20 protein-coding genes are annotated in these 24,593 nt (G+C 70.3%); 11 read left to right on the top strand and 9 right to left on the bottom strand.

What is annotated here, in order from left to right; translation table 11 throughout:
• Window positions 1–39: 39 nt before the first annotated feature.
• On the top strand, window positions 40–7,641 hold the full coding sequence (locus N553_RS25210; protein WP_051640371.1) for a choice-of-anchor D domain-containing protein: 7,602 nt from the start codon (window positions 40–42) through the stop codon (window positions 7,639–7,641).
• A 57-nt stretch (window positions 7,642–7,698) separates the two neighbouring features.
• Here N553_RS25210 and N553_RS0119095 read toward each other — a convergent pair whose 3' ends face one another.
• Complete coding sequence (locus N553_RS0119095; RefSeq protein WP_028047856.1) at window positions 7,699–9,297, bottom strand: ABC-F family ATP-binding cassette domain-containing protein; 1,599 nt, start codon at window positions 9,295–9,297, stop codon at window positions 7,699–7,701.
• Window positions 9,298–9,457: 160 nt separating this feature from the next.
• Between N553_RS0119095 and N553_RS0119100 the strand changes: the two genes are divergently transcribed.
• From N553_RS0119100 to N553_RS0119120, 5 genes are all read left to right on the top strand, one after another.
• Window positions 9,458–10,126, top strand: a complete 669-nt coding sequence (locus N553_RS0119100) for a biotin transporter BioY (protein WP_028047857.1) — start codon at window positions 9,458–9,460, stop codon at window positions 10,124–10,126.
• A 3-nt stretch (window positions 10,127–10,129) separates the two neighbouring features.
• A complete protein-coding gene (locus N553_RS0119105; RefSeq protein WP_028047858.1) occupies window positions 10,130–10,852 on the top strand; it encodes an ABC transporter ATP-binding protein in 723 nt (240 codons plus the stop codon).
• Window positions 10,849–11,484, top strand: coding sequence for an energy-coupling factor transporter transmembrane protein EcfT (locus N553_RS0119110; protein WP_034623463.1), 636 nt, complete (start codon window positions 10,849–10,851; stop codon window positions 11,482–11,484). Before N553_RS0119105 ends, N553_RS0119110 begins: the two co-directional genes overlap by 4 nt.
• A gap of 96 nt (window positions 11,485–11,580) precedes the next feature.
• A complete protein-coding gene (locus tag N553_RS25495; protein ID WP_028047860.1) occupies window positions 11,581–12,051 on the top strand; it encodes a TM2 domain-containing protein in 471 nt (156 codons plus the stop codon).
• Window positions 12,052–12,087: 36 nt separating this feature from the next.
• Window positions 12,088–12,978: a neutral zinc metallopeptidase gene (locus tag N553_RS0119120; protein WP_028047861.1), complete on the top strand. Its 891-nt coding sequence runs from the start codon at window positions 12,088–12,090 to the stop codon at window positions 12,976–12,978.
• Between the two features lie 74 nt (window positions 12,979–13,052).
• On the opposite strand, the gene N553_RS0119125 is transcribed toward N553_RS0119120, so the two are convergent.
• Genes N553_RS0119125 through N553_RS0119160 form a run of 8 tightly spaced genes read right to left on the bottom strand, consistent with a single transcriptional unit; the run spans window position 13,053 to window position 19,734 of the window.
• On the bottom strand, window positions 13,053–13,382 hold the full coding sequence (locus tag N553_RS0119125; protein WP_028047862.1) for a metal-sulfur cluster assembly factor: 330 nt from the start codon (window positions 13,380–13,382) through the stop codon (window positions 13,053–13,055).
• A complete protein-coding gene (gene sufU, locus N553_RS0119130; RefSeq protein ID WP_028047863.1) occupies window positions 13,379–13,852 on the bottom strand; it encodes a Fe-S cluster assembly sulfur transfer protein SufU in 474 nt (157 codons plus the stop codon). Before sufU ends, N553_RS0119125 begins: the two co-directional genes overlap by 4 nt.
• Window positions 13,849–15,159 carry a SufS family cysteine desulfurase gene (locus tag N553_RS0119135; protein ID WP_028047864.1) on the bottom strand — a complete coding sequence of 437 codons (1,311 nt, stop codon included), beginning with the start codon at window positions 15,157–15,159 and terminating at the stop codon, window positions 13,849–13,851. Before N553_RS0119135 ends, sufU begins: the two co-directional genes overlap by 4 nt.
• Before the next feature lie 8 nt (window positions 15,160–15,167).
• On the bottom strand, window positions 15,168–15,935 hold the full coding sequence (gene sufC / locus N553_RS0119140) for a Fe-S cluster assembly ATPase SufC (RefSeq protein WP_028047865.1): 768 nt from the start codon (window positions 15,933–15,935) through the stop codon (window positions 15,168–15,170).
• A 16-nt stretch (window positions 15,936–15,951) separates the two neighbouring features.
• Complete coding sequence (locus N553_RS0119145; protein WP_028047866.1) at window positions 15,952–16,284, bottom strand: non-heme iron oxygenase ferredoxin subunit; 333 nt, start codon at window positions 16,282–16,284, stop codon at window positions 15,952–15,954.
• Window positions 16,281–17,570, bottom strand: coding sequence for a Fe-S cluster assembly protein SufD (gene sufD, locus N553_RS0119150; protein WP_028047867.1), 1,290 nt, complete (start codon window positions 17,568–17,570; stop codon window positions 16,281–16,283). The genes N553_RS0119145 and sufD overlap by 4 nt, the downstream gene beginning before the upstream one ends.
• Window positions 17,570–19,018 (bottom strand): Fe-S cluster assembly protein SufB, encoded by a 1,449-nt coding sequence (gene sufB, locus N553_RS0119155; RefSeq protein WP_028047868.1) that lies wholly within the window; start codon window positions 19,016–19,018, stop codon window positions 17,570–17,572. Before sufB ends, sufD begins: the two co-directional genes overlap by 1 nt.
• The gene (locus tag N553_RS0119160; RefSeq protein WP_028047869.1) at window positions 19,015–19,734 is read right to left on the bottom strand and encodes a metalloregulator ArsR/SmtB family transcription factor; all 720 of its coding nucleotides are present in this window, start codon (window positions 19,732–19,734) and stop codon (window positions 19,015–19,017) included. The genes sufB and N553_RS0119160 overlap by 4 nt, the downstream gene beginning before the upstream one ends.
• A 185-nt stretch (window positions 19,735–19,919) precedes the next feature.
• Between N553_RS0119160 and N553_RS0119165 the strand changes: the two genes are divergently transcribed.
• The 5 genes from N553_RS0119165 (at window position 19,920) to N553_RS0119185 (ending at window position 24,476) form a co-directional block, all read left to right on the top strand.
• Window positions 19,920–20,828, top strand: coding sequence for an ABC transporter ATP-binding protein (locus N553_RS0119165; RefSeq protein ID WP_028047870.1), 909 nt, complete (start codon window positions 19,920–19,922; stop codon window positions 20,826–20,828).
• Window positions 20,825–21,589, top strand: a complete 765-nt coding sequence (locus N553_RS0119170) for an ABC transporter permease (RefSeq protein WP_028047871.1) — start codon at window positions 20,825–20,827, stop codon at window positions 21,587–21,589. The genes N553_RS0119165 and N553_RS0119170 overlap by 4 nt, the downstream gene beginning before the upstream one ends.
• A 64-nt stretch (window positions 21,590–21,653) precedes the next feature.
• Complete coding sequence (locus N553_RS23760) at window positions 21,654–22,628, top strand: heme A synthase (RefSeq protein ID WP_034623465.1); 975 nt, start codon at window positions 21,654–21,656, stop codon at window positions 22,626–22,628.
• Window positions 22,629–22,674: 46 nt separating this feature from the next.
• The gene (locus N553_RS0119180) at window positions 22,675–23,676 is read left to right on the top strand and encodes a daunorubicin resistance protein DrrA family ABC transporter ATP-binding protein (RefSeq protein WP_028047872.1); all 1,002 of its coding nucleotides are present in this window, start codon (window positions 22,675–22,677) and stop codon (window positions 23,674–23,676) included.
• Window positions 23,673–24,476, top strand: coding sequence for an ABC transporter permease (locus tag N553_RS0119185; RefSeq protein WP_028047873.1), 804 nt, complete (start codon window positions 23,673–23,675; stop codon window positions 24,474–24,476). The genes N553_RS0119180 and N553_RS0119185 overlap by 4 nt, the downstream gene beginning before the upstream one ends.
• Window positions 24,477–24,593: the final 117 nt, after the last annotated feature.

Genomic DNA, 24,593 nt, shown 5'->3' on the forward strand with positions numbered 1-24,593 from the left:
GGCCCCAGACCGCGTTCCACTTGTCGAGAGTGAGCACCCATGTTCGCCATGCGAACCCTTCGAGGGCGTCGCCACGTCGCCGCCCTCGCGGCCAGCGCGACCGTCATCGCCGCCGGCGTCGTCGCCGTGACCGGGACGGCGGCCGCCGCGGTCGCGACCGGTGGCGTCGGCGCGACCCTGCCGTACACCGAGGTACAGGCAGAGAGCGCCAGCACGAACGGCACGATCATCGGCCCGTCGGCGGAGTACAACACGCTGCCCGGTGAGGCCTCCTACCGCAAGGCCGTCACCTTGACGGGCCAGGGCAAGTACGTCGAGTTCACGACACCGACGGCGACGAACTCGATGGTGTTCCGATACAGCATCCCGGACTCCTCGAACGGCGCTGCCTACAACGCCCCGATCTCGCTGTACGTCAACGGCGCCAAGCAGACGAGCTTCACGCTGACCAACGCGTACAGCCACTTCTACTCGAGCTACCCGTTCTCCAACTCGCCGAGCACCAACCACCACCACTTCTACGACGAGGTTAACCGGCTGTTCGGGCAGACCTACCCGGCGGGCACGACGTTCCGGCTACAGGTCGACGCCGACTCCTCCGCATCGTCGTACACGATCGACTTCGCCGACTTCGAGAACGTGGCAGCGCCCTTGACGCAACCCGCCGGGTCGGTCTCGATCGCGAGCTTCGGCGCGGACCCCACCGGCGCCGCCGACTCCACCAACGCCATGAAGCAGGCCATCAACTCAGCCGGCGCAGGAGGGACGGTCTGGATCCCCGCCGGGACGTTCAAGATCGTCGACCACATCATCGTGAACAACGTCACGATCAAGGGCGCCGGCATGTGGCACTCCAGGACCACCGGCGACCGGATCGGGTTCTACGGCACCTACGCGCCGAACCCGAGCGCGAACGTGCACCTCGCCGACTTCTCGATCTTCGGCAACGTGCAGGAGCGCAACGACGCCGACCAGGTCAACGGCATCGGCGGCGCCATGACGAACTCGACGGTCGACCGGGTGTGGATCGAGCACACCAAGGTCGGCGCGTGGATGGACGGGCCGTTCGACAACCTCGTCATGAGCGGGCTGCGGCTGCGCAACTTCAACGCGGACGGCGTCAACTTCCACAACGGCGTGACCAACTCGCGGGTCACCAACAGCGACGTGCGCAACGCGGGCGACGACGGTCTGGCGACGTGGGCGGAGCAGAACGCCGACGTGAACGACTCGTTCGACCACAACACGGTCCAGTACCCGATCCTGGCGAACGGCATCGCCATCTACGGCGGGCACGACAACGTCGTCTCTGACAACCGGGTCATCGACGCGGGACTGTCCCAGGGCGGCGGCATCCACGTCGGGCAGCGGTTCGCGTCAACGACGCTCGGACGCACCGACGTCCTGCGCAACACGATCATCCGGTCGGGCAACGTCGACCCGAACTGGCAGTTCGGCGTCGGAGCGCTGTGGTTCGACGCGCGCGACGGGACGATGTCGGGCCTGACCAACGTCGACAACCTGCTGATCCAGCAGAGCCCCCACGAGGCGATCCAGTTCGTCTCGGGCTCCAACATCAGCAACGTCAAGATCAACAACGCGACCATCCAGAACACCGGCACGTTCGTCGTGCAGGAGCAGGTGGCGGGCGCCGCGACGATCACCAACAGCACCGCGACCGGCACACAGGGCCCGTCGTCGATCTACAGCTGCAGCAACCAGTTCGCGCTGACCGACGGTGGCGGCAACTCCGGAATCTTCGGCACGCCGTACTGCGGTCCGTGGCCGACGCCGACGCTCCCGCCGTACCTGCCGGACAACGTCTCCGGCGTCAGCGTGAGCCCGGCTGCGGTGTCGTTCGGGTCGGTGGCCACCGGCGCCACGGGCCCGGCTCAGGCCGTCACGGTGACCAACACCGGCACGACGTCCGCCACCGTCGGCGCCATCGCCGTCACCGGTGACTTCAGCCAGACGAGCACCTGCGGCACCTCGCTCGCCGCCGGCGCTTCCTGCACGGTCTCGGTGAAGTTCGCCCCGACCGCCGCGGGCAACCGCACCGGCGCCCTGTCGGTGACCGCGAACGGGTCGGCCAACGTCGTCGCGCTCTCCGGCACCGGCGTCGCACCGGGGCCGATCCTCGGGGCCAGCCCGGGTTCACTGTCCTTCGGCAGCACGGTCGTCGGCGCGACGAGCGCGGCCCAGACGGTGACCGTCGCCAACACCGGCACCACCGCGGCGAACGTCTCGGCGGTGGCCGTGACCGGCGACTACACGCAGACGAACACCTGCGCGTCGGTGGCCGTCGGGGGCTCCTGCACGGTCACGGTGGCGTTCAAGCCGACCGCGTCCGGCACCCGCACGGGGACGTTGACCGTGACGAGCAACGCGAACAACAGCCCGACCGCCGTCGCGCTGTCCGGTGCGGCGATCGACTCCACGACCAACATCGCGCAGGGCAAGACCGCCTCCGCGAGCTCGGTGACCAACAGCGCACAGGCCGCGGCCAACGCGGTCGACGGCGACGCCAGCACCTACTGGGAGAGCGCGAACGGCGCCTTCCCGCAGTGGCTCCAAGTGGACCTCGGCGCCGCCACCAGCATCGGCAAGGTCACCCTCAAGCTTCCGCCGGCCCCGGCGTGGGCGACCCGCACCCAGACGCTCTCGGTGCAGACCAGCACCGATGGCACGACGTTCGGCACCGTCGCGTCCGGGACGTACACCTTCAACCCGGCAGACGCCACGCCCAGCACCGCCGCGATCACCGTCCCGCCCGCCACCGCGCGGTACGTCCGCGTGAACATCACGGCGAACTCGGGCTGGCCGGCCGGCCAGGTCTCGGAGCTCCAGGTGTTCCCGAGCGGGAACGTCACCCCGACGGCAGTGCTCAGCGCCGCCCCCGGGTCGCTCACCTTCGCCGGTCAGACGGTGAGCTCCACGAGCGCGGCCCAGGCGGTCACCGTCACCAACACGGGCACGGCCGCGGCGACGCTGCAAGGCATCGTGCTCGGCGGCGACTTCTCCCAGACGAACACCTGCGGCGCCTCCCTGGCCGTCGGTGCGTCGTGCGCGGTCTCGGTGAAGTTCACTCCGACCGCCACCGGCAGCCGCACGGGCACCCTGACCATCACCAGCAACGCGTCGAACAGCCCGACCGCCGTCGCACTGAGCGGCACGGGCACGTCGGCGGCGACCGCGTCGCTGTCGGCCAGCCCGTCCTCGCTGACGTTCGGATCGACGACGGTCGGCTCGCCGAGCGCCGTGCAGAACGTGACGATCACGAACACGGGCGGCGCGGCCGCCGCGGTCTCGGGTGTCACGTCGACCGGTGACTTCTCGCAGACGAGCACCTGCGGCTCGTCGATCTCCGCCGGTGCCACCTGCACCGTCGCCATCACGTTCCAGCCGACCGCGACCGGCGCCCGGACGGGGTCGGTGACGGTCACCAGCAACGCCACGAACAGCCCGACGACCGTCGCCCTCACCGGCACGGGCGCGGGTCAGGCCACCGGGAACCTCGCCCTGAACAAGGCCACGAGCGAGTCGTCGCACGCCGACGTCTACCCGTCGGGCAACGTCACCGACGGCAACGCGAGCAGCTACTGGGAGAGCGCCAACAACGCGTTCCCGCAGTGGGTGCAGGTGGACCTCGGGTCGGCACAGTCGATCAACAAGGTCACGCTGAAGCTGCCGGCCACGTGGGGAGCCCGGGACCAGACGCTCTCGATCCAGGGAAGCGCGAACGGCACCACCTGGACGACGCTCTCGCCGTCCGCCGTCGCGCAGTTCCTGCCGGCGAGCACCAACACGGTGAACCTGAGCTTCCCGACGGCCAACGCGCGGTACGTGCGGGCCAACGTCACCGCCAACTCGAGCTGGCCGGCCGGTCAGCTCTCCGAGGTGGAGGTCTACGGGCCCGGGAGCACGGGGACGGCCACGCTGGCCGCCTCCCCCGCGAGCCTGTCCTTCGGCAGCACGACGGTCGGCGCCACGAGTGCCGCACAGACGGTGACGATCAGCAACACGGGCGGCGCCTCGGCCAACGTCTCGGGCGTCACGATCGGCGGCGACTTCGCGGACACGACCACCTGCGGCGCCACCCTGGCCGCCGGTGCGACGTGCACCGCGAGCGTGACGTTCCGGCCGACCGCTACCGGGACGCGCACCGGGACGCTCACGGTCGCGAGCAACGCCAGCAACCCGTCCCTGACGGTCGCCCTCACCGGGACGGGCGCCGCGCCGTCCTCGGCCACGCTGACCGCCAACCCGACGAGCCTCACGTTCGCGGGCACCACGGTCGGGTCGTCGGCGGCCACCCAGAACGTGACCATCACCAACACCGGGTCGGCCGCAGCCTCTGTCTCCGGGGTGTCGGTCAGCGGCGACTACACGGACACGACCACCTGCGGCGCCTCGCTGGCCGCCGGTGCCTCGTGCACCGTCACCGTGACGTTCCGACCGACCGCGACCGGCACCCGCCCGGGCACCGTGACGGTCGCGAGCAACGCCACCAACCCGACGTTGGCCGTGCCCCTGTCGGGCACGGGCAACGCCGCCTCGACCGCGACGATCACGGCCAACCCGACGAGCCTCGTGTACGGCGCCACCGCCGTGGGCTCGTCGAGCGGGCCCCAGAGCATCACCTTCACCAACACCGGCGCCGCCTCGGCGACGATCACCGGGGTGACGGCCGGCGGCGACTTCAGCCGGACCACCACCTGCGGCACGACGCTCGGCGCCGGCAGCACGTGCACGGCGACCGTCACCTTCACGCCCACCGCGGCGGGCAGCCGCACGGGCAGCCTGACGTTCTCCAGCACCGCGACGAACAGCGCGCTCACCGTGCCGCTGTCCGGGACGGGCGGCACCAGCACGGCGACCGACCAGGCCGTCGGCAAGACGATGACCTCGTCGTCCGACACCTTCACGTTCGTCGCGGCCAACGCCAACGACGGGTCGCTCACGACCTACTGGGAGGGTGCGGTCCCGGCCTGGCTCAACGTGGCCATGCGGGCGAACGTCGCCGTGTCGTCCGTCGTCGTCAAGCTCAACCCCGACCCGGCCTGGGGCACGCGCACCCAGACGTTCTCGATCGAGGGCCGGGACCAGGCGGGCGGCACCTGGACGACCATCAAACCGTCGGCGACGTACACCTTCACGCAGGGCAGCAACGTCGTCACCATCCCGGTGAGCACCACGGCGGCCGACGTCCGCCTGTCCTTCACGGGCAACTCGGGCGCGTCCGGCGGTCAGGTCGCCGAGCTCCAGGTGCTGGGCGTCCCCGCGCCGAACCCGGACCTCACGGTCAGCAACGTGACGTCCTCCCCCGCGAGCCCGATCGAGACCGACTCGGTCACGCTCAGCGCCAAGGTCACCAACATCGGAACGGCCTCCGCCGCGGCCAGCACGGTGAGCTTCTACCTGGGCACGACGAAGGTGGGCACGGCGAACGTCGCCTCCCTCGCCGCCGGAGCCTCGGCGACGGTCTCGTTCAACGCCGGACCGCAGACGGCCGGCACCTACGCGACGTCGGCGGTCGTCGACGAGACCAACGCCATCGTCGAGCAGAGCGAGGCGAACAACAGCGCAGGTGGCCCGGCTCTCACCGTGGCCGCCGTGCAGAGCGCCGACCTCGTCGCGACCACCGGCTGGTCGCCGGGCTCGCCCTCGGGCGGGCAGACCGTCACGTTCACCACGACGGTCAGGAACCAGGGCAACCAGCCGTCGAGCTCGGCGGCGCACGGCGTGACGGTGACGATCAAGGACCAGACGGGAGCGGTCGTGAAGACGCTGACCCCGACTGTTCCGTCCGGCGTGCTGGCGGCCGGAGCGAGCGTCAACATCACGGCGGGCACCTGGACCGCGGTGAACGGCAAGTACACGGTGACGACGACGGTCGCCGCGGACAGCGCCGAACTCTCGGTCAAGCAGACGAACAACACTGCGGTCCAGGCCCTGTCGGCCGGACGCGGCGCCTCGATGCCGTACGACTCGTACGAGGCGGAGGACGGCACGCTCGCGGGCGGGGCGACCACGGTCGGACCCAACCGCACGATCGGTGATCTCGCCGGTGAGGCGTCCGGCCGCAAGGCGGTCCGGCTGAACGCCACGGGCAAGTCGGTCTCCTGGACCACCCGGGCGGCGACCAACACGATCGACGTCCGTTACTCCATCCCCGACGGCACCACGACGACCCTCGGGGTGTTCAACGGCTCGACACAGGTCGGAACCGTCAACCTCGTGTCGAAGTACGCGTGGCTGTACGGGTCCGAGTCCTCTCCGCAGAACTCCGGCACCGGCCCGCGGCACATCTACGACGAGGCGAACGTGGTCCTGACCAGCACCGTCCCGGCGGGCTCCACGCTCTCGGTCCGGAACACCACCGGTGCCGACATCACGGTCGACTTCGTCCAGCTCGAGCTGGCGACGCCGATCGCGAACCCCGACCCCACGCACCTCGTGACGGTCGACGGCCTCGACCAGTCGGCGATCCAGGCGGCCCTCAACACGGCCAACCAGAGCGCCACGGCCACCGGCATCTACCTGCCGGCGGGCGACTACCAGGTGTCGCAGAAGTTCCAGATCGGCCAGAAGCCGCTCCAGGTCGTCGGCGCCGGGCCGTGGTTCACGCGGCTCTACGCGCCTCAGGGCCAGGAGAACACCGACGTCGGCTTCACACCCAACGGAGCCGGTGCCACGGGTTCGCAGTTCCGGAACTTCGCGGTCTTCGGCAACACCACCAGCCGCACGGACGGCTCCGGTCAGGTGTTCGGGCTGACCAACGTCAGCAGCATCACGATCGACAACGTGTGGGTCGCCCACACGGTCGTGATGGTCTGGGGCCAGAACGTGGACAGCTCGACGTTCACCAACAACCGGATCGACGACACGTTCGCCGACGGCATCACGCTGGCGAACGACAGCTCGGGCAACGTGCTGCGGAACATCGCGGCGCACGCCACGGGTGACGACAGCTTCGCGCTGTTCAACGCCCAGGACGTGCACGCCGGGACGGTCTCGAACAACCTGTACGAGAACCTCACCGCGACCCTCACGTGGCGTGCCGCAGGGTTCGCGATCTACGGCGGTACGGCGAACACGTTCCGCAACCTGTACGCGGCAGACATGCTCACCTACCCGGGCGTGACGATCTCGTCGATCAACTTCGGGATCCCGTTCGTCGGCTTCAGCGGGACGACGACGTTCGACAACATCTCGATCGTCCGGTCGGGTGGCCACTTCTGGGGCCAGCAGGTGTTCCCGGCGCTCTGGCTCAACTCCGGCGACGGCGCGTTCACCGGCATCCGGGTGAGCAACGTCGACATCATCGACCCCACCTACGACGGGGTCATGTTCCAGACGAAGTACGTGGGGAGCAGCGCCACCAACCCGATCGCCGACACGGTGCTGACCAACGTCACGGTCGACCGGGCCAACGAGCCCCGGCCGGACGGCAGCAACGTGGACGCGACGGCGACGTTCCCGCTGACCGGCCGCACGGGTAACGCCGTGTGGTGCAACGCCGCACCGGAGCCTGGGCAGGGCCCGGCGATCGGCGCGGTGACGTTCACCAACCTGGTGCTGACCAACAACTCGCACGACATCGTCAACACCTGCCCGAACTTCACCATCACGAGGAACTGAACGGCCGAACGGCCGGTGCCCCCACAGGGGTACCGGCCGTTCGTCGTGCCTGAAGGGTCAGGCGAGCGCGATGAGGTCCAGGTAGGCCGGGCTCCACAGGTCCTCGTCACCGTCCGGCAGCAGCAGGACACGCTCGGGGTCGAGCGCGGCGACGGCACCCTCGTCGTGCGAGACCAGGACGACCGCACCGGTGTACCCGCGCAGCGCCGCCAGGATCTCCTCGCGGGACGCGGGGTCGAGGTTGTTCGTCGGCTCGTCGAGGAGCAGGACGTTGGCCGACGACACGACGAGGGCCGCGAGCGCGAGGCGCGTCTTCTCTCCGCCCGACAGGACGCGCGCCGGCTTGTTCGCGTCGTCGCCGGAGAACAGGAACGAGCCGAGCACGGAGCGCACCTGGGTCTCGGTGAGGTCCGGCGCGGACGACTTCAGGTTCTCGACGACCGTCCGGTCCAGGTCGAGCGTCTCGTGCTCCTGCGCGTAATAGCCGAGCTTCAGCCCGTGCCCGGGCCTGACCTCGCCCGTGTCCGACGCCTCGACGCCGCCCAGGATGCGCAGCAGCGTCGTCTTGCCCGCGCCGTTGAGGCCGAGCACGACGACCTTGCTCCCCCGGTCGATCGCCAGGTCGACGCCCGTGAAGACTTCCTGCGAGCCGTACGTCTTGGACAGGTCGGCCGCCGTGAGAGGCGTCTTGCCGCACGCGGCAGGTTCCGGGAACCGCAGGCGCGCCACCTTGTCGGACGCGCGGACGTCCTCGAGGCCCGACAGCAGGCGCTCGGCACGGCGCGCCATGTTCTGCGCCGCGACGGTCTTGGTGGCCTTGGCACGCATCTTGTCGGCCTGCGCCATGAGCGTGGAGGCCTTCTTCTCGGCGTTGGCCCGCTCGCGGCGTCGGCGCTTCTCGTCCGTCTCGCGCTGCTGCAGGTAGGCGTCCCAGCCGAGGGCGTACTGGTCGAGCTGCGAGCGGTTGGCGTCCAGGTGGAACACCTTGTTCACGACGGCGCGCAGCAGGTCGGCGTCGTGCGAGATGACGATCAGCCCGCCGGTGTACGACTTCAGGTAGTCGCGCAGCCACATGATCGAGTCCGCGTCGAGGTGGTTGGTCGGCTCGTCGAGCAGGAGCGTCTCGACGCCGGAGAACAGGATGCGCGCGAGCTCAACCCGGCGGCGCTGCCCGCCGGAGAGCGTGCCGATCGTCTGGCCCAGCACCCGCTCGTCGAGGCCGAGGTTCGACGCGATCCGGTGCGCCTCGCTCTCGGCCGCGTAGCCACCAGCGGCGTTGAAGCGGGCGTCCAGGCGGGAGTACCTGTCCATCGCCTTGTCGCGCACCGCGTCGTCCTCGCTGGCCATCGCGGTCTCGGTGGCGCGCAGGGACCGGACGATCTCGTCGAGACCGCGAGCGCCCAGGACCCGGTCCATGGCGAGCTGCTCGAGGTCACCGGTGCGCGGGTCCTGCGGCAGGTACCCGACGTCGCCCGAGCGGACGATCTGGCCGCCCGTCGGCTGCGTCTCGCCCGCGAGGGTCTTGGTGAGAGTCGTCTTGCCGGCGCCGTTACGACCGACCAGACCGATCCGGTCGCCGGCCGCGATGCGGAACGACGACTCCTCGAGCAGCGTGCGTGCGCCGATGCGCAGCTCGACAGCCTGGGCGGTGATCACTTGACGGTTTCCTCCGATTTCGCCGTGCGGCTCTTGGTCGCCGGCACAAACGCCAGCAAGTCTACGTGCGGCTAGCGTTGCTGGCGGTCGCTGAGTCGCAGGACACAGCCTCCGATCCGCGGGATCACCCGCTCACCACGACGACGATCGAGGGGTAGCCATGTCCAGCGCACCTGACAATGCTCTACCCGCACTCACCGAAGACACCGCCCTGGCCGCACCCGTGGAACGGTCCTCCGTCGCCACCGACGTCGCCCTCATCGCGACGTTCGCGGCATTCATCGCCGTGTGCGCCATCATCGGCGAGATCCAGACGGGGTCCAGCGTCCCGATCACGCTGCAGACCTTCGGTGTCATCCTGACGGGTCTCGTGCTGGGGTGGTGGCGGGGTGCGCTCGCGGTCCTGCTCTACCTGGCCCTGGGGCTCGTCGGCCTGCCGATCTTCGCCGAGCACACCGGGGGCGTCGCCGTCCTCGGCAAGGCGTCCGCCGGCTACCTGCTCGCCTTCCCGCTCGGCGCCGCGCTCGCCGGGTTCTTCGCCACCATGACGATGCGCGCCGTCGACCGCTACGTCCCCGAAGGGCGGCCTGCGCTGCGCTCGGCGTGGCGGTACGCCGCACTGTTCATCTCGGGACTGGCCGCGAGCTTCCTGACCATCCACGCCGCGGGCATGGCAGGCCTCATGCTCCGGCTCGGGATCACGTTCCGTGAGGCGCTCGCGATCGACGTCGTCTTCTGGGCCGGCGACGTCATCAAGAACCTCGCCGCCGCCGCCGTCGCGCTCGCGATCTTCCGTGCGTTCCCCGACCTGCTGCGCAACCGCCGCTGACCCGTGCCGACCATCTCGCTCGACGACGTCCAGGTCACCGCGTACAGCCCTGACCCGGCCGGCGGTGCGGACCGCATCGTGCGTCTGCTCGGCCCGGTGACCCTGGACCTCGTCGAGCGCCGCATCGCGATCGTCGGCGCCAACGGCTCCGGAAAGTCGACGCTCGCGCGCCTGCTCAACGGGCTCGTCCTGCCCTCGTCGGGCACCGTCCGGGTGGACGGCCTCGACACCGGGCGGGACGGGGCCGCCGTACGTCGGCGCGTCGGGTTCATGTTCACCGACCCCGACGCGCAGCTCGTCATGCCGACCCCGGTCGAGGACGTCGCGCTCTCGCTGCGGCGGCTGCGCCTCGACGCCCCCGCCAGGGACGCCGCCGCACGGGCCGCGCTCGCGCGCTTCGGTCTGGCCGACCGTGCCGAGGTTCCCGTGCACTCGCTGTCCGGCGGTCAACGGCAGCTGCTCGCCCTCGCCTCGGTGCTCGCCACCGACCCCGACATCCTGGTGTGCGACGAGCCGACGACGCTGCTCGACCTGCGCTGGCGCGGCGTCGTGGACACCCTCCTGGCGGGCCTCGACCAGCAGGTCGTGGTCGTGACGCACGACCTCGACGCCGCGCTGCGCGCCGAGCGCGTGCTCGTCGTCGAGCAGGGGGACGTCGTGTTCGACGGCGACCCTGTGGCCGCCGTCCGGTTCTACCGCGACCTCATGACCGTGGGCCGGCCATGAGCCGTGGACCGCTGCGCTCGCCGTGGGCGGGGCCGCTGGGGCTGTACCACCCGGGCTCGAGCCTGCTCCATCGTGCACCGGCCGGCCTCAAGCTCACCGTCCTGGCCGGCTTCGCCGTCGCGGTGACCGTCGTGAACGGGCCGCGGTCGGCGGTCGTCGCGCTCGGCGTCGCGGTCCTCCTGCAGGTCGCCTCCGGCGTCCCGTGGCACCGGACCACCCGCGGGCTCGTACCGACCCTGGCGGTCGCCGCGAGCATCGGTGCGTACCAGTGGTGGGCGCGCGGGTGGGAGATCGCCGTCGAGGTGTCGTTCGATCTCGTCGCGCTGGTCCTGGTCAGCACGCTCCTGACGGCCACCACCAGGGCCGACGCGCTGCTCGACGTGCTCGCGCGCCTGGGCCGGCCGCTGAGGCACGTCGGCCTGTCCCCCGACCTGTTCGGACTCACCGTGGGCCTGTTCCTGCGCACGGTCCCGGTGCTGGTGCGGACCACCTCGGAGACACGCGACGCCGCACGGGCACGCGGTCTCGAACGGAATCCCCGAGCCGTCCTGGTCCCTGCGGCGGTGCGCATGGTGGCCCACGCGAGGGCGACGGGGGACGCGCTGGCCGCACGGGGTCTCGGCGAGGACTGATCGCGAGCGCTGGCTGCGATAGTTTCGGCGAGACCACGCGCGCCGAGATGCCACCTCCAGCGGCGCACCGTAGACGAGCACCCAGGAGCAGGTCGGATGAGCGAGCCCACAGAGCCACGTCCCGACACGCCGCCGCCGTACGGCACGCAGCCCGGGGAGCCGTCGCCGCAGGGACCCTATCCGCCGCCGCCCGTCCACGGCGCCTACCCGCCGCAGGCGCCGTACGGGCAGCCGGGTGGGTACCCGCCACCGCCGTACGGGCAGCCCGGCGGCTACCCGCCGCCCTACGGGAGCCCCTACCCGCACGACCCCGCCGAGAAGTCGAAGATCGCTGCGGGGCTCTTAGGCATCTTCCTCGGCGGCTTCGGCATCCACCGCTTCTACCTGGGCTACACGGGCATCGGCCTGACCATGCTCCTGGTCGGGATCATCGGCGGCGTCCTCACGTTCGGGATCCTCTGGGGTGCCGTGTGGCTCTGGGGGTTCATCGAGGGGATCCTCTACCTCGTCGCCTCACCCGGGACGTCCTACTCGCACGACTCGACCGGTCGTCCGCTGCGCAGTTGACGAGCGGACCGTCGCCACTGCAACTACGTTGCGACGATGACGTTCCAGGAGGGTGGCAATTTCGATGCGGGCCGCGTGCGCAGGCGTGGACCCGGCAAGGGCGGTGTCGCGGTCGGTGGTGGCATCGGCGGGATCGCGGTGGTCGCGCTGATCCTGATCCTGCAGGCCACCGGCAACAACGACCTCGCGAACGTGGTCAACCAGGTGGCAGGCGGTGCGGCTGGCGGCGGGCAGCAGGCCGAGAGCACCCTCGCGCCGTGCACCGTCGCGCAGGCCAACACCGACCGCGAGTGCCGGCTCGAGGGCGCCATCGAGTCGCTCGACGTGTACTGGGCGGCCGCGGTGCCCAGCGCGTTCAGGCAACCGGGCGTCGTGTCGGTCCTCGAGTCCACACCGACCGGTTGCGGGACCGCCTCGAACGCCACCGGTCCCTTCTACTGCCCGCCCGACCAGACGATCTACCTCGACGTCAGCTTCTACGACGAGCTGGAGTCGCAGCTCGGCGCCGAGGACGGACCGCTGGCCGAGATGTACGTGACCGCGCACGAGTACGGGCACCACATCCAGGCGCTGACCGGCGTGATGGACCAGGCCGACCGGCAGGGCACCGGAGCCGAGTCCGACTCCGTGCGCACCGAGCTCCAGGCCGACTGCTACGCGGGCATGTGGGTGGGCGACGCCACCGAGACGCTCGACCCCGACACCGGCAAACCGTTCCTGAACCCGATCACGCAGGAGCAGCTGCAGAACGCGCTGAGTGCTGCCTCAGCGGTCGGCGACGACCACATCCAGCAGCGCGGCGGCGGTGACGTCAACCCTGACGCGTTCACGCACGGGACCAGCGAGCAGCGCCAGCACTGGTTCACCACGGGCTATGAGCATGGAACCCTCGAGGCCTGCGACACCTTCGCGGCCGACACCCTCTGAGGTCCGTGCGCGGTCACCGCGATCTCGGCATGACGAAGGCCCCTGGTCTCCCAGGGGCCTTCGTCATGCGGAGCTCAGATGTTGAAGCCGAGGGCCCGCATCTGCTCGCGGCCGTCGGGCGTGATCTTCTCGGGGCCCCACGGCGGCATCCAGACCCAGTTGATGCGGAAGCCGTCGACGATGCCGTCGAGGGCCTGCGCGGACTGGTCCTCGATGACGTCGGTCAGCGGGCACGCCGCGGACGTGAGCGTCATGTCGATGATCGCGGTGTTGGTCTGGTCGATCACGACTCCGTAGATCAGGCCGAGGTCGACGACGTTGATCCCCAGCTCGGGGTCGATGACGTCGCGCAGGGCCTCCTCGACGTCGGCGACCGTGGTCGGTGAGTCGGGCGTGACAGTCATGAGTCCTCCGTGGGACGGGCGCCGGTCTTGATGAGTGCGTCGGTGAGCGCGGACCAGCCGAGCAGTGCGCACTTGATGCGGGCGGGGTACCTGGCCACCCCGGTGAACGCTGTCGCGTCGCCGAGGGCGTCCTCGGCCGCGTCGTCGTCGAGCCCGTTGCCGCGCGCCGACATCAGGGCACGGAAGGTGCCGCCGATGTGGTCGACGGTCTCCAGGTCGTTGCCGACGACGAGGTCGTGCAGGACCGAGACGGAGGCCTGGGAGATGCTGCAGCCCTGCCCCTCCCAGCGCACGTCGCGCACGACGCCCCCGTCGAGGTCGACCTGCAGCGTGACCTCGTCGCCGCAGGTGGGATTGACCTGGTGCGACTCACCGACGTGCTCGCCGACGAGGCCCAGGCCCCGGCCGTGCGGGAACTTGGCGTGGTCCAGGATGACCTGCTGGTACAGCTGCTCCATCTGGGAACTCATGACACCTCCAGACCGAAGAACGCCCGGACCCCCGCAAGTGCTTCCCGGAAGACCTCGATCTCGTCGTCGGTCGTGTAGACGGCCGCGCTGGCCCGCGACGTCGACGCGACGCCGAACCGGCGGTGCAGCGGCTGAGCGCAGTGGTGGCCCACCCGAACGGCGACACCGGAGTCGTCGAGCACCTGGCCCACGTCGTGCGCGTGCACGCCGTCGACCACGAACGAGACGGTCGCGAGCCGGTCGCGGGTGTCTGTGGGACCGATGACCCGGACACCGGGTACCGAGGCGACCGCGTCGAGGAGCAGACCCGCCAGGTGGTGCTCGTGGGCCGCGACGGCCTCCATGCCCAGCTCACCGAGGTACGACGCCGCCGCACCCATCCCGATCGCCTGCGACACCATCTGCGTGCCGGCCTCGAACCGCTGCGGCGGCGGCGCGTACGTGGTCTTCTCCATGGTGACCACCTCGACCATCGACCCGCCCGTCGTGACCGGCGGCATCGCCTCGAGCAGCTCGCGGCGACCGTAGAGGGCCCCGACACCCGTCGGCCCGAGCATCTTGTGCCCGGAGAACGCGGCGAAGTCGACGCCCAGCTCTGCCAGGTCGACCGGCAGGTGCGGCACGGACTGGCAGGCATCCAGCACGGTCAGCGCACCCACCTCACGGGCCTTCGCGACGAACGGCGCAACCGGCGTGATCGCGCCCGTCACGTTGGAGGCGTGCGTGAAGGCGATCACCTTGGTGCGCGACGTGACGACCGTGTCCAGCTCGTCGACCCGGATCCGCCCGTCGTCGTCGACCCCGATCCAGCGCAGCGTCGCACCCGTGCGCGCGGCGAGCTCCTGCCAGGGGACCAGGTTCGCGTGGTGCTCGGCCTCGGTGACCACGATCTCGTCACCGGGACCGATCGCGAGCCGCCGCGCAGCCTCTCCCCCACGGCCGAGGGACGCGTTCGACATGGCGTACGCGACGAGGTTGATCCCCGCGGTCGCGTTCGACGTCCAGACCAGCGAACCCGGGGAGACGCCGACGAACGACGCGACCCTGTGACGCGCCTCCTCGAACGCCTCCGTGGCTTCCTCGGCCAGCTGGTGCGCGCCGCGGTGCACGGCGGCGTTGCGCTGGATGTAGAAGTCCTGCTCGGCATCGAGCACCACCTCGGGCTTCTGCGAGGTGGCCCCCGAGTCGAGGTACACCAGCGGGCGTCCGCCGCGCAGGGTCCGCGCGAGCAGCGGGAAGTCCGCGCGCACGGCGGCCAGCTCGGTCGCGTTCAGCGTCCGGGCCGGAACCTCGAGGGTGCTGGTCATGGCAGCTCTCAGACGATGGTGGTCGCGGTGGAGAGGAACCGGTCGTAGCCCTCGTTCTCGAGGCGGTCGGCCAGCTCGGGGCCACCCTCCTCGGCAACCTTGCCGTCGACGAAGACGTGCACGAAGTCGGGCGTGATGTAGCGCAGGATCCGCGTGTAGTGGGTGATCAGCAGGACGCCGACGTCGGGGTTCTCCTTGACGCGGTTGACGCCCTCGGACACGACACGCAGCGCGTCGACGTCGAGGCCGGAGTCGGTCTCGTCGAGGATCGCGAACTTCGGCTTGAGGAGCTCCATCTGCAGGATCTCGTGGCGCTTCTTCTCACCACCGGAGAAGCCCTCGTTGACGGAGCGCTCGGCGAAGGCCGGGTCCATGCGCAGGTCGTCCATCGCCTTGCGGACGTCCTTGACCCAGCTGCGCAGCGGCGGCGCCTGACCGTCGATCGCCGTCTTGGCGGTCCGCAGGAAGTTGCTCACCGAGACGCCGGGCACCTCGACCGGGTACTGCATCGCCAGGAACAGGCCGGCGCGCGCGCGGGCGTCGACGGACAGCGCGAGGACGTCCTCGCCGTCGAGCGTCACGGTGCCGCTGGTGACCTGGTACTTCGGGTGGCCGGCGAGCGAGTAGGCCAGCGTGGACTTGCCGGAGCCGTTCGGGCCCATGATGGCGTGGGTCTCGCCGCTCGCGATCGTCAGGTCGACGCCACGCAGGATGGCCTTGGGGCCCTCCTTCGTCTCGACGCTGACGTGCAGGTCGCGGATCTCCAGGGTGGACATGCGGTGTTCCTTCGTTTCAGAGGGGCGCGTCGACGTCGACCAGCACGCGCTGGCCGTCGACGGTCACGGGGTAGACAGGGACGGCGCGCACGGCGGGCGGCCCGGTGGGCTTGCCGGTGCGCAGATCGAAGCGGGAGCCGTGGAGCCAGCACTCGATGGTGCAGTCCTCCACCTCGCCGTCGGACAACGAGACGGCTCCGTGCGAGCAGATGTCGCTGATGGCGTGCAGCTCACCGGCAGCGTCGCGGACCATCGCGACCTCGACCGGACCGCTCTCGCCCTCGAGCTCGACGCGGAGCGTGCCCTCGACGGGCACGTCCTCCTCGAAGCAGGCCAGCTGCGCGCTCATGCGCCGTCCGTCGTGAGGCCCACCTCGGAACCCTCGACGTGGGCGTCGGCCGTGCCGTCCAGCACGCTCATGGACTTCTCGAGCTCGCGCTCGATCGCTCCGATGAGGCGCTCCTCGACGGACGGGACGCCGATCTCGTGGATGAGCTCCGCGAAGAAGCCGCGGACCACGAGGCGACGGGCGTCGGTCTCGGGGATGCCACGAGCGCGCAGGTAGAACAGCTGCTCGTCGTCGAACCGACCGGTCGCGCTCGCGTGACCGGCACCCTCGATGAGACCGGTCTCGATCTCCAGGTTCGGAACCGAGTCGGCGCGCGCGCCGTCGGACAGGACGAGGTTGCGGTTGAGCTCGTACGTGTCGGTGCCCTCCGCGGCCGCGCGGATCAGCACGTCCCCGACCCACACCGTGTGCGCACCCTCGCCCTGCAGCGCGCCCTTGTAGGTCACGCGCGAGACGCAGTTGGGCACCGCGTGGTCGACGAAGAGCCGCTGCTCCTGGTGCTGACCGGCGTCGGCGAAGTACAGGCCGAGCATCTTGACGGTCGCGCCCTCACCGACGAACTCCGCGTCCGGCGTGATGCGCACGACGTCGCCGCCGAGCGTCACGGCGATGTGCTTGACGGTCGCGTCGCGGCCGATGCGCAGGCGATGGCTGGTGGCGTGGACGGATCCCTCGGCCCAGTCGTGCACGGAGACGACGGTCAGGTGCGCACCCTCGTCGGCGACGATCTCGACGGTCTCGGTGAGCGCCGCGTGCCCGACGTGGTCGATGACCACCACGGCCTGCGACAGAGCCTCGGCGTGCACGAGCAGGTGGGTCGCGCTGGGCTCCAGGGCCTGAGCGCCGCCCTCGACTCCCTCCACCCGGATCGACGTGACCTCGGAGGCGACAGCCTCCTTCGGGATCGTCACGACGGTCGCTCGCGGGTACGAGGCCCACGCGACGGCGGCCGTGCGGTCACCCGGCGTGCCGGCGGTCCCCAGGCGGGCGTCCCCTCGGTCGACGATCTCGACCTTGACCTCGGGCGCCTCGACGACCGTCGTCAGCACCCCGTGACCCGACAGGACGCCGTCGCTCGCACCGGCGAACAGCGGCGCGAGGCGGTCGATCGGCGAGAACCGCCACTCCTCCTCGCGCCCGTTCGGCACGGGGAAGTCGGCGACGTCGAACGACGTGGGCCGGGACGCCCGGGAGGCCTCAGGGAGCGGTCCGACGCCGTGGGTGTGGCTCCCGTCGGCGACCGCCTTCGTGTGGTCGGTCGACAGAGAGTCTGTTGCGGTCGTCATCAGCCGACGGCCCCTTCCATCTGCAGCTCGATGAGGCGGTTCAGCTCGAGGGCGTACTCCATGGGCAGCTCGCGGGCGATGGGCTCGACGAACCCGCGCACGATCATGGCCATGGCCTCGGTCTCGGGCATGCCTCGGGACATCAGGTAGAACAGCTGGTCCTCGCTCACGCGCGACACCGTCGCCTCGTGACCCATCGACACGTCGTCCTCGCGGACGTCGACGTACGGGTAGGTGTCGGAGCGGGAGATCTGGTCGACGAGCAGCGCGTCGCACAGCACGTTCGACGCGGAGTGGTGGGCGCCCTCGAGCACCTGCACCAGGCCGCGGTAGGACGTGCGGCCACCGCCGCGAGCCACCGACTTGGACACGATCGAGCTCGACGTGTGCGGCGCGGCGTGCACCATCTTGGCGCCCGCGTCCTGGTGCTGGCCGGCACCCGCGAAGGCGATCGACAGGGTCTCGCCGCGCGCGTGCTCACCCATCAGGTAGATGGCCGGGTACTTCATGGTCACCTTCGAGCCGATGTTGCCGTCGACCCACTCCATGGTGGCGCCCTCGGCCGCGGTCGCCCGCTTGGTGACCAGGTTGTACACGTTGTTCGACCAGTTCTGGATGGTCGTGTACCGCACCCGGGCGTTCTTCTTCACGATGATCTCGACGACCGCGGAGTGCAGCGAGTCGCTCGAGTACACGGGAGCTGTACAACCCTCGACGTAGTGCACGTACGAGCCCTCGTCGGCGATGATCAGCGTCCGCTCGAACTGGCCCATGTTCTCCGTGTTGATGCGGAAGTAGGCCTGCAGGGGGATCTCGACGTGCACGCCCGGCGGGACGTAGACGAACGAGCCGCCCGACCAGACGGCCGTGTTGAGCGAGGCGAACTTGTTGTCGCCGGGCGGGATGACCGAGCCGAAGTACTGCTCGAAGATCTCCGGGTACTGCTTCAGAGCCGTGTCGGTGTCGAGGAAGATGACGCCCTGCTCCTCGAGCGACTCCTGGATCTGGTGGTAGACGACCTCGGACTCGTACTGCGCGGCGACACCGGCGACGAGACGCTGCTTCTCGGCCTCCGGGATGCCCAGGCGGTCGTAGGTGCTCTTGATGTCCTCGGGCAGGTCCTCCCAGCTGGTGGCCTGCTTCTCGGTGGAGCGCACGAAGTACTTGATGTTGTCGAAGTCGATGCCCGACAGGTCCGAGCCCCACCAGGGCATGGGCTTCTTGTCGAACAGGCGCAGCGACTTCAGGCGCGTCTTGAGCATCCACGCGGGCTCGTTCTTGAGCGCGGAGATCTCCCGGACCTTCGCCTCGGACAGGCCACGCGTGGCCACCGATCCGGCGGTGTCGGCGTCGTGCCAGCCGTAGTTGTAGTTCCCGATGGAGGCGATGGCCTCGTCCTGGGTCATCTGCGGCGCTGCGGCAGATGAGCTGTCGGTCTGTGCACTCATGCTGAGTGTCCTTCCACGGAGAGCACGGGGTGGGCAGGGGCATTCGTCAGGGGGATGTTCGTGGTGCAGACGTGGCCGCCGCCGGCCAGCGTCGCGAGGCGCTGCACGTGCACGCCGAGCATCCGGGAGAACGCCCGGGCCTCGGCCTCGCACAGCTGGGGAAACTCGTGCGCGACGTCCTGCACGGGGCAGTGCCCCTGGCAGAGCTGCATCGCGTAGCCGCCCGGCGCAGGTCGGGCGGAGGCGGCGTACCCGTCGGCCGCGAGGCCGTCGGCCAGGACCCGGACGCGTGCGGCGAGATCGCCGCCTGCAGCCTGGACCGCGGCACCATGGCGCGCCTCGAGCTCGCGTACGCGCAGCTCGGCGAACCCCTCAACCGCCTGAGGCCCCGCCGTCTCGGCCAGGAAACGCAGGGCCTGCGACGCGAGCTCGGAGTAGCGGTGCGAGAGCGCGTCCTGCCCGTGAGCGGTCACGACGTACCGGCGGGCTGGCCGGCCGCGGCCCTTGGGTGCGGAACCCGCAGCGTCGTGCACCGCGATCTGCCCGCCCTCCTCGAGGAGGCCCAGGTGTCGGCGGATCCCTGCCGGGGCAAGGTCGAGCTGCGCGGCGAGCTCGGCCGCCGAGACGGGCCCGGCGGAGGCGATCAGCTGCAGCACCCGATTGCGCGTACCCGCGTCAGAGATGTCGGTGTGCTCGACGGGCAGCGTCGCGCTCATGACACCTCCTCGGGGACTCCAGGGACAACATCGGGTGCAGAGCAGCACCCTCGATATTGGCAACATACTTGTTGCCAATATCCATCCCTGCAAGCAAGGACACCCTTCTCTGCGACGACTGTGACCGACTGCACGCCGTCCGCGCCCACGCCGCTGGCCATGCCCACCACCTAGACTCCCCTCTCGTGCCCGCCTCCCCCGCGCTCGAGATCTCCGGGCTCGTCAAGCGCTACGGCTCGCGTGCGGTCGTCGACGGGATCGACCTCGTCGCGCTGCCCGGCCAGGTGACCGCCGTGCTGGGGCCCAACGGCGCCGGCAAGACGACCACGATCGAGTGCTGCGAGGGTCTCCGGCAGCCCGACGGCGGCACGGTCCGCGTGCTCGGGCTCGACCCGGTGGGCGACGCCCGCGAGCTCCGGCCCCGCGTCGGCGTGATGCTCCAGGACGGCGGGCTGCCCACGGCGATCAAGGCCCGCGAGATGCTCGCGCACGTCGCGACGATGTACGCGGAGCCCCGTGACACCGCCGAGCTGAGCGAGCGGCTCGGCATCGACTCGTTCGGCGGGACCACGGTCCGCCGCCTGTCCGGTGGGCAGCGGCAGCGGCTCGCACTGGCCGCGGCTGTCATCGGCAAGCCGGAGCTCGTGTTCCTCGACGAGCCGAGCGCCGGGATGGACCCGCAGTCCCGCCATGCCGTCTGGGACCTGGTCCGCGAGCTGCGCGACGACGGGGTCGCCGTCGTCCTGACCACGCACCTGATGGACGAGGCGGAGGACCTGGCCGACCACGTCGTCGTCATCGACCACGGCACCGTCATCGCCTCGGGCACGGTGCCGTCGCTCGTCTCGTCGTCGGACGACCGGACCCTGCGGTTCGAGTCGACCCCCGGCCTCCGGCTCGGCGACCTGCTGGGGCTCACCGTCACCGAGCCGACCCCGGGGGCGTACACGGTCGTCGGCAACGTCGGGCCGTCCACGGTCGCGACGCTGACCGCCTGGCTGGCCGACCGTGACGCGCTGGTCACCCGGCTCACGGTCGGACGGCGGACGCTCGAGGACGTGTTCCTCGACCTCACGGGACGGAGCCTGCGGTGAGCACCCGATCGAGCGCCGGCGCCGCCCCCGCACCCCGCCGCGTCCTCGCCCAGACGGGCTTCGAGGCCCGAGCGATCCTGCGCAACGGCGAGCAGCTGCTCGTCACGATCATCGTCCCGGTCCTCGTGCTCGTCGGGCTCACGAAGGCCACCGGGTTGACCTTCGACACCGACGGCATGAGCCGGGTCGACTTCTTCACGCCCGGCGTGCTCGCGCTGGCGATCATGACGTCGTCCTTCACCTCGCAGGCCATCGCGTCGGCATTCGACCGCCGCAACGGCGTGCTCCGCCTGCTGTCGACCACACCCCTGGGTCGAGGCGGACTGCTCGCGGGCAAGATCCTGGGCGTCCTGGCGGTCGAGGTGGTGCAGGTCGTCGTGATCACCACGACCGCACTGGTGCTCGGCTGGCAACCGAACCGGGCCGGGCTGCTGCTCGCGGTCGTCGCCGTCGTCCTGGGCACCGCGGCGTTCACGTCGCTCGCGCTCCTGGTCGCGGGGACGCTCCGCGCCGAAGCCGTGCTGGCCGTGGCGAACCTCGTGCTGCTCCTGCTCGCCGTGGCCGGTGGCGTCATCGTGCCGGCCGACAGGCTCCCGGGCCCGATGGCCCACATCGCGCTGCTCCTGCCGTCGGGGGCACTCGGCGACGCGATGCGCGAGACCCTCTGGCACGGCTCCCTGCCCGCCTGGTCCGTCGTCGTGCTCGTCGGCTGGACCGCGGCCCTCGGCTGGGGTGCGTCGCGGCTGTTCCGCTGGCACTGACTGTGACCAGCCTCGCTCCTGCGCGGGCGAGAGTCACCCCGGGGGCGACCGTACGCTTGTCCACGTGAGCACGTCCCCCACCGTCGAGGCCCGGCCGCCGCTGTTCGAGCGGCTGCGCGACCGGTGGGCGTGGACCGCGGTGGTGGCCAACCTGGTGGGCCAGATCGTCATCATCGTCACCGGCGGGGCTGTGCGGCTGACCGCCTCGGGGCTCGGCTGCTCCAGCTGGCCGCAGTGCGAGCCGGGCGAGTTCACGCCCGTGCTGCACGCCCAGTCGTCGTTCCACCCGTACGTCGAGTTCGGCAACCGGATGGTCGCGCCCGTCCTGGTCGTCATCGGGCTGGTCGTCGCGGTGCTCGTCGTGAGCGAGAACCGACGGCCGTGGTCGTACCGCGCTCTCGGCCTCGTGCCGGTCCTCGGAGTGCTCGTGCAGGCCGTGATCGGTGGACTGTCGGTCATCTACGACCTCAACCCGGCGATCGTCGGCAGCCACCTGCTCATCTCGATGGGGCTCGTCGCGTTCTCTGCCTGGCTGGTGGCGCGCACGCGCGAGGGTGACGCTCCCGCCGTGCACCTCGTCGACCGCACGCTGCGCCTCCTCACCGGCGTGCTCGTCGCGCTGACCGTCGTCGTCGTCGCGCTCGGTGTCGTCGTCACAGGGGCTGGTCCGCACTCGGGCGACTCCGAGGTCGGCTACCGGTTCGACGTCGACCCCTGGCTCGTGGCCAAGGCACACGCGGCGTCCGTCTGGGCGTTCATCGCGGTCCTGGTCGCGATCCTGGTCCTCCTGCGACGCTCGGGCATCGGTGGCCGCACGTGGACGGCTGCCCTCGTTCTGCTCGGGGTGACGCTCGGCCAGGGGCTCGTCGGATACGTGCAGCTGTTCACGGGCCTTCCCGTGGCACTGGTCAACCTGCACATGCTCGGCGCGGCCCTGCTGACCACCTCGGTGACGTTCTTCGTCTCGACGACCCGCGGTCGCGGCCCCGCACGTTCTCGCTCAGGGGCGCCTGCTGAGACCGTGGCTGCTCCGAGATAGGGCAAATCGCCTTCCGCGTGTCACAGGGTGCTCATAGCCTCGTCAGATGGACCCTGCAACCTCGGCACCCGCAATCACCGCACGCGGCCTCGTCAAGACGTACGGAAGCGTCATCGCGCTCGACGGCGTCGACATCACGGTCCCGAAGGGCACCGTGCTCGGTCTGCTCGGCCCGAACGGGGCTGGGAAGACCACCATCGTCCGGGTGCTGAGCACCCTCATCAAACCTGACTCCGGCTCCGCCCAGGTGGCGGGTGTCGACGTGATCGCGCAACCGCGCTCGGTCCGTCGGCTCATCGGCCTGTCCGGTCAGTACGCCGCAGTGGACGAGTACCTCACGGGGTACGAGAACCTCGACATGATCGGGCGGCTGTACCACTTGGGCGCCAAGAGATCGCGAGAGAGGGCTCGTGAGCTGCTCGCCGCCTTCCGACTGGAAGATGCGGGCGACCGGCCGAGCAAGACGTACTCCGGTGGCATGCGACGTCGGCTCGACCTCGCCGGCGCGCTGGTGGCAGACCCCCCGGTGCTCTTCCTCGACGAACCGACGACCGGCCTCGACCCTCGCGGCCGCACCGACATGTGGGAGGTCATCCAAGGGCTGGTCGCGGGTGGCACGACGCTCCTGCTGACCACGCAGTACCTCGAGGAGGCGGACCTGCTCGCCGACGAGATCGTGGTCATCGACCACGGCCGGATCATCGCCCAGGGGACATCGGACCAGCTCAAGAGCCAGGTGGGCGGCGAGCGGCTCGAGCTCACCGTCAAGGACGGGTCCCGACTGTCCGAGGCCCGCGACCTCCTCGAACCGCGAGGCGTCGGCAAGGCGGCCCTGGACGAACGGAGCCGGCAGCTCGTCATGCCGATCGCCGGGGGCGCGGAGGTCCTCACCGAGGCGCTGCGGATCCTCGACGCCGCCTCGATCGGTCTGGACGACGTCGGGCTGCGCAGGCCGACGCTCGACGACGTGTTCCTGTCCCTGACCGGTCACGCGACCGAGCAGGACGAGGACGACACCGCCAAGATCAAGGAAGGAGCACGCTCATGAGCGTCCCCTACGTGTTCGCGGATGCGGCGGTCGTCGCCAAGCGCAACCTCATCAAGATCAAGCGGGTTCCCGACCTGCTGGTCTTCACCACGATCCAGCCCATCATGTTCGTCCTGCTCTTCTCGTTCGTCTTCGGCGGCGCGATCGGAGGCGGCAACGGCCAGTCCTACCGAGAGTTCCTGATGGCCGGGATCTTCGCGCAGACGGTCATCTTCGGTGCCACGATCACCGGCGCAGGGCTGGCCGACGACGTGAAGAAGGGCATCATCGACAGGTTCCGGTCGTTGCCCATGGCTCCGTCCGCGGTCCTCACCGGGCGCACCGTCTCGGACGTCCTCAACAACGTCCTCGTCCTGGTCGTCATGTCGCTCACCGGACTGCTCGTCGGCTGGCGGATCCACACCAACCCGGCGGAGGCGCTCGGAGGCTTCGCCCTGCTGCTGGCGTTCGCGTACGCGATCTCCTGGATCATGGCGTGGATCGGGATGCTGGTGCCGAGCCCCGAGGTGGTCAACAACGCCGCATTCATCGTGATCTTCCCGATCACGTTCGTCGCCAACACCTTCGTGCCGCTCGACACCCTGCCGCCCGTCCTGCAGACGTTGGCGGCCTGGAACCCGGTCTCGACCGTGACGCAGGCAGCCCGTGAGCTGTTCGGCAACATCCCACCCGGTGTGCCCGAACCGACGCAGTGGTCGCTGCAGAACCCCGTGACCTACACGTCGATCTGGATCGCGATCATCCTCGCGATCTTCGTCCCGCTGGCCAACATGCAGTACCGCAAGTCGGCGAGCCGCTGACCGACCGGGAACGACGACGCCACCCGACCCTCGACCGAGGGCGGGCGGCGTCACGTCCTCGAACGGTCCGACCTGAGCGACTCACCGGCGAGCGACGCGGCGTGACCAGGACGACCC

The sequence above is a fragment of the Cellulomonas sp. URHE0023 genome (genome assembly GCF_000688475.1).
Lineage (GTDB): Bacteria > Actinomycetota > Actinomycetes > Actinomycetales > Cellulomonadaceae > Cellulomonas.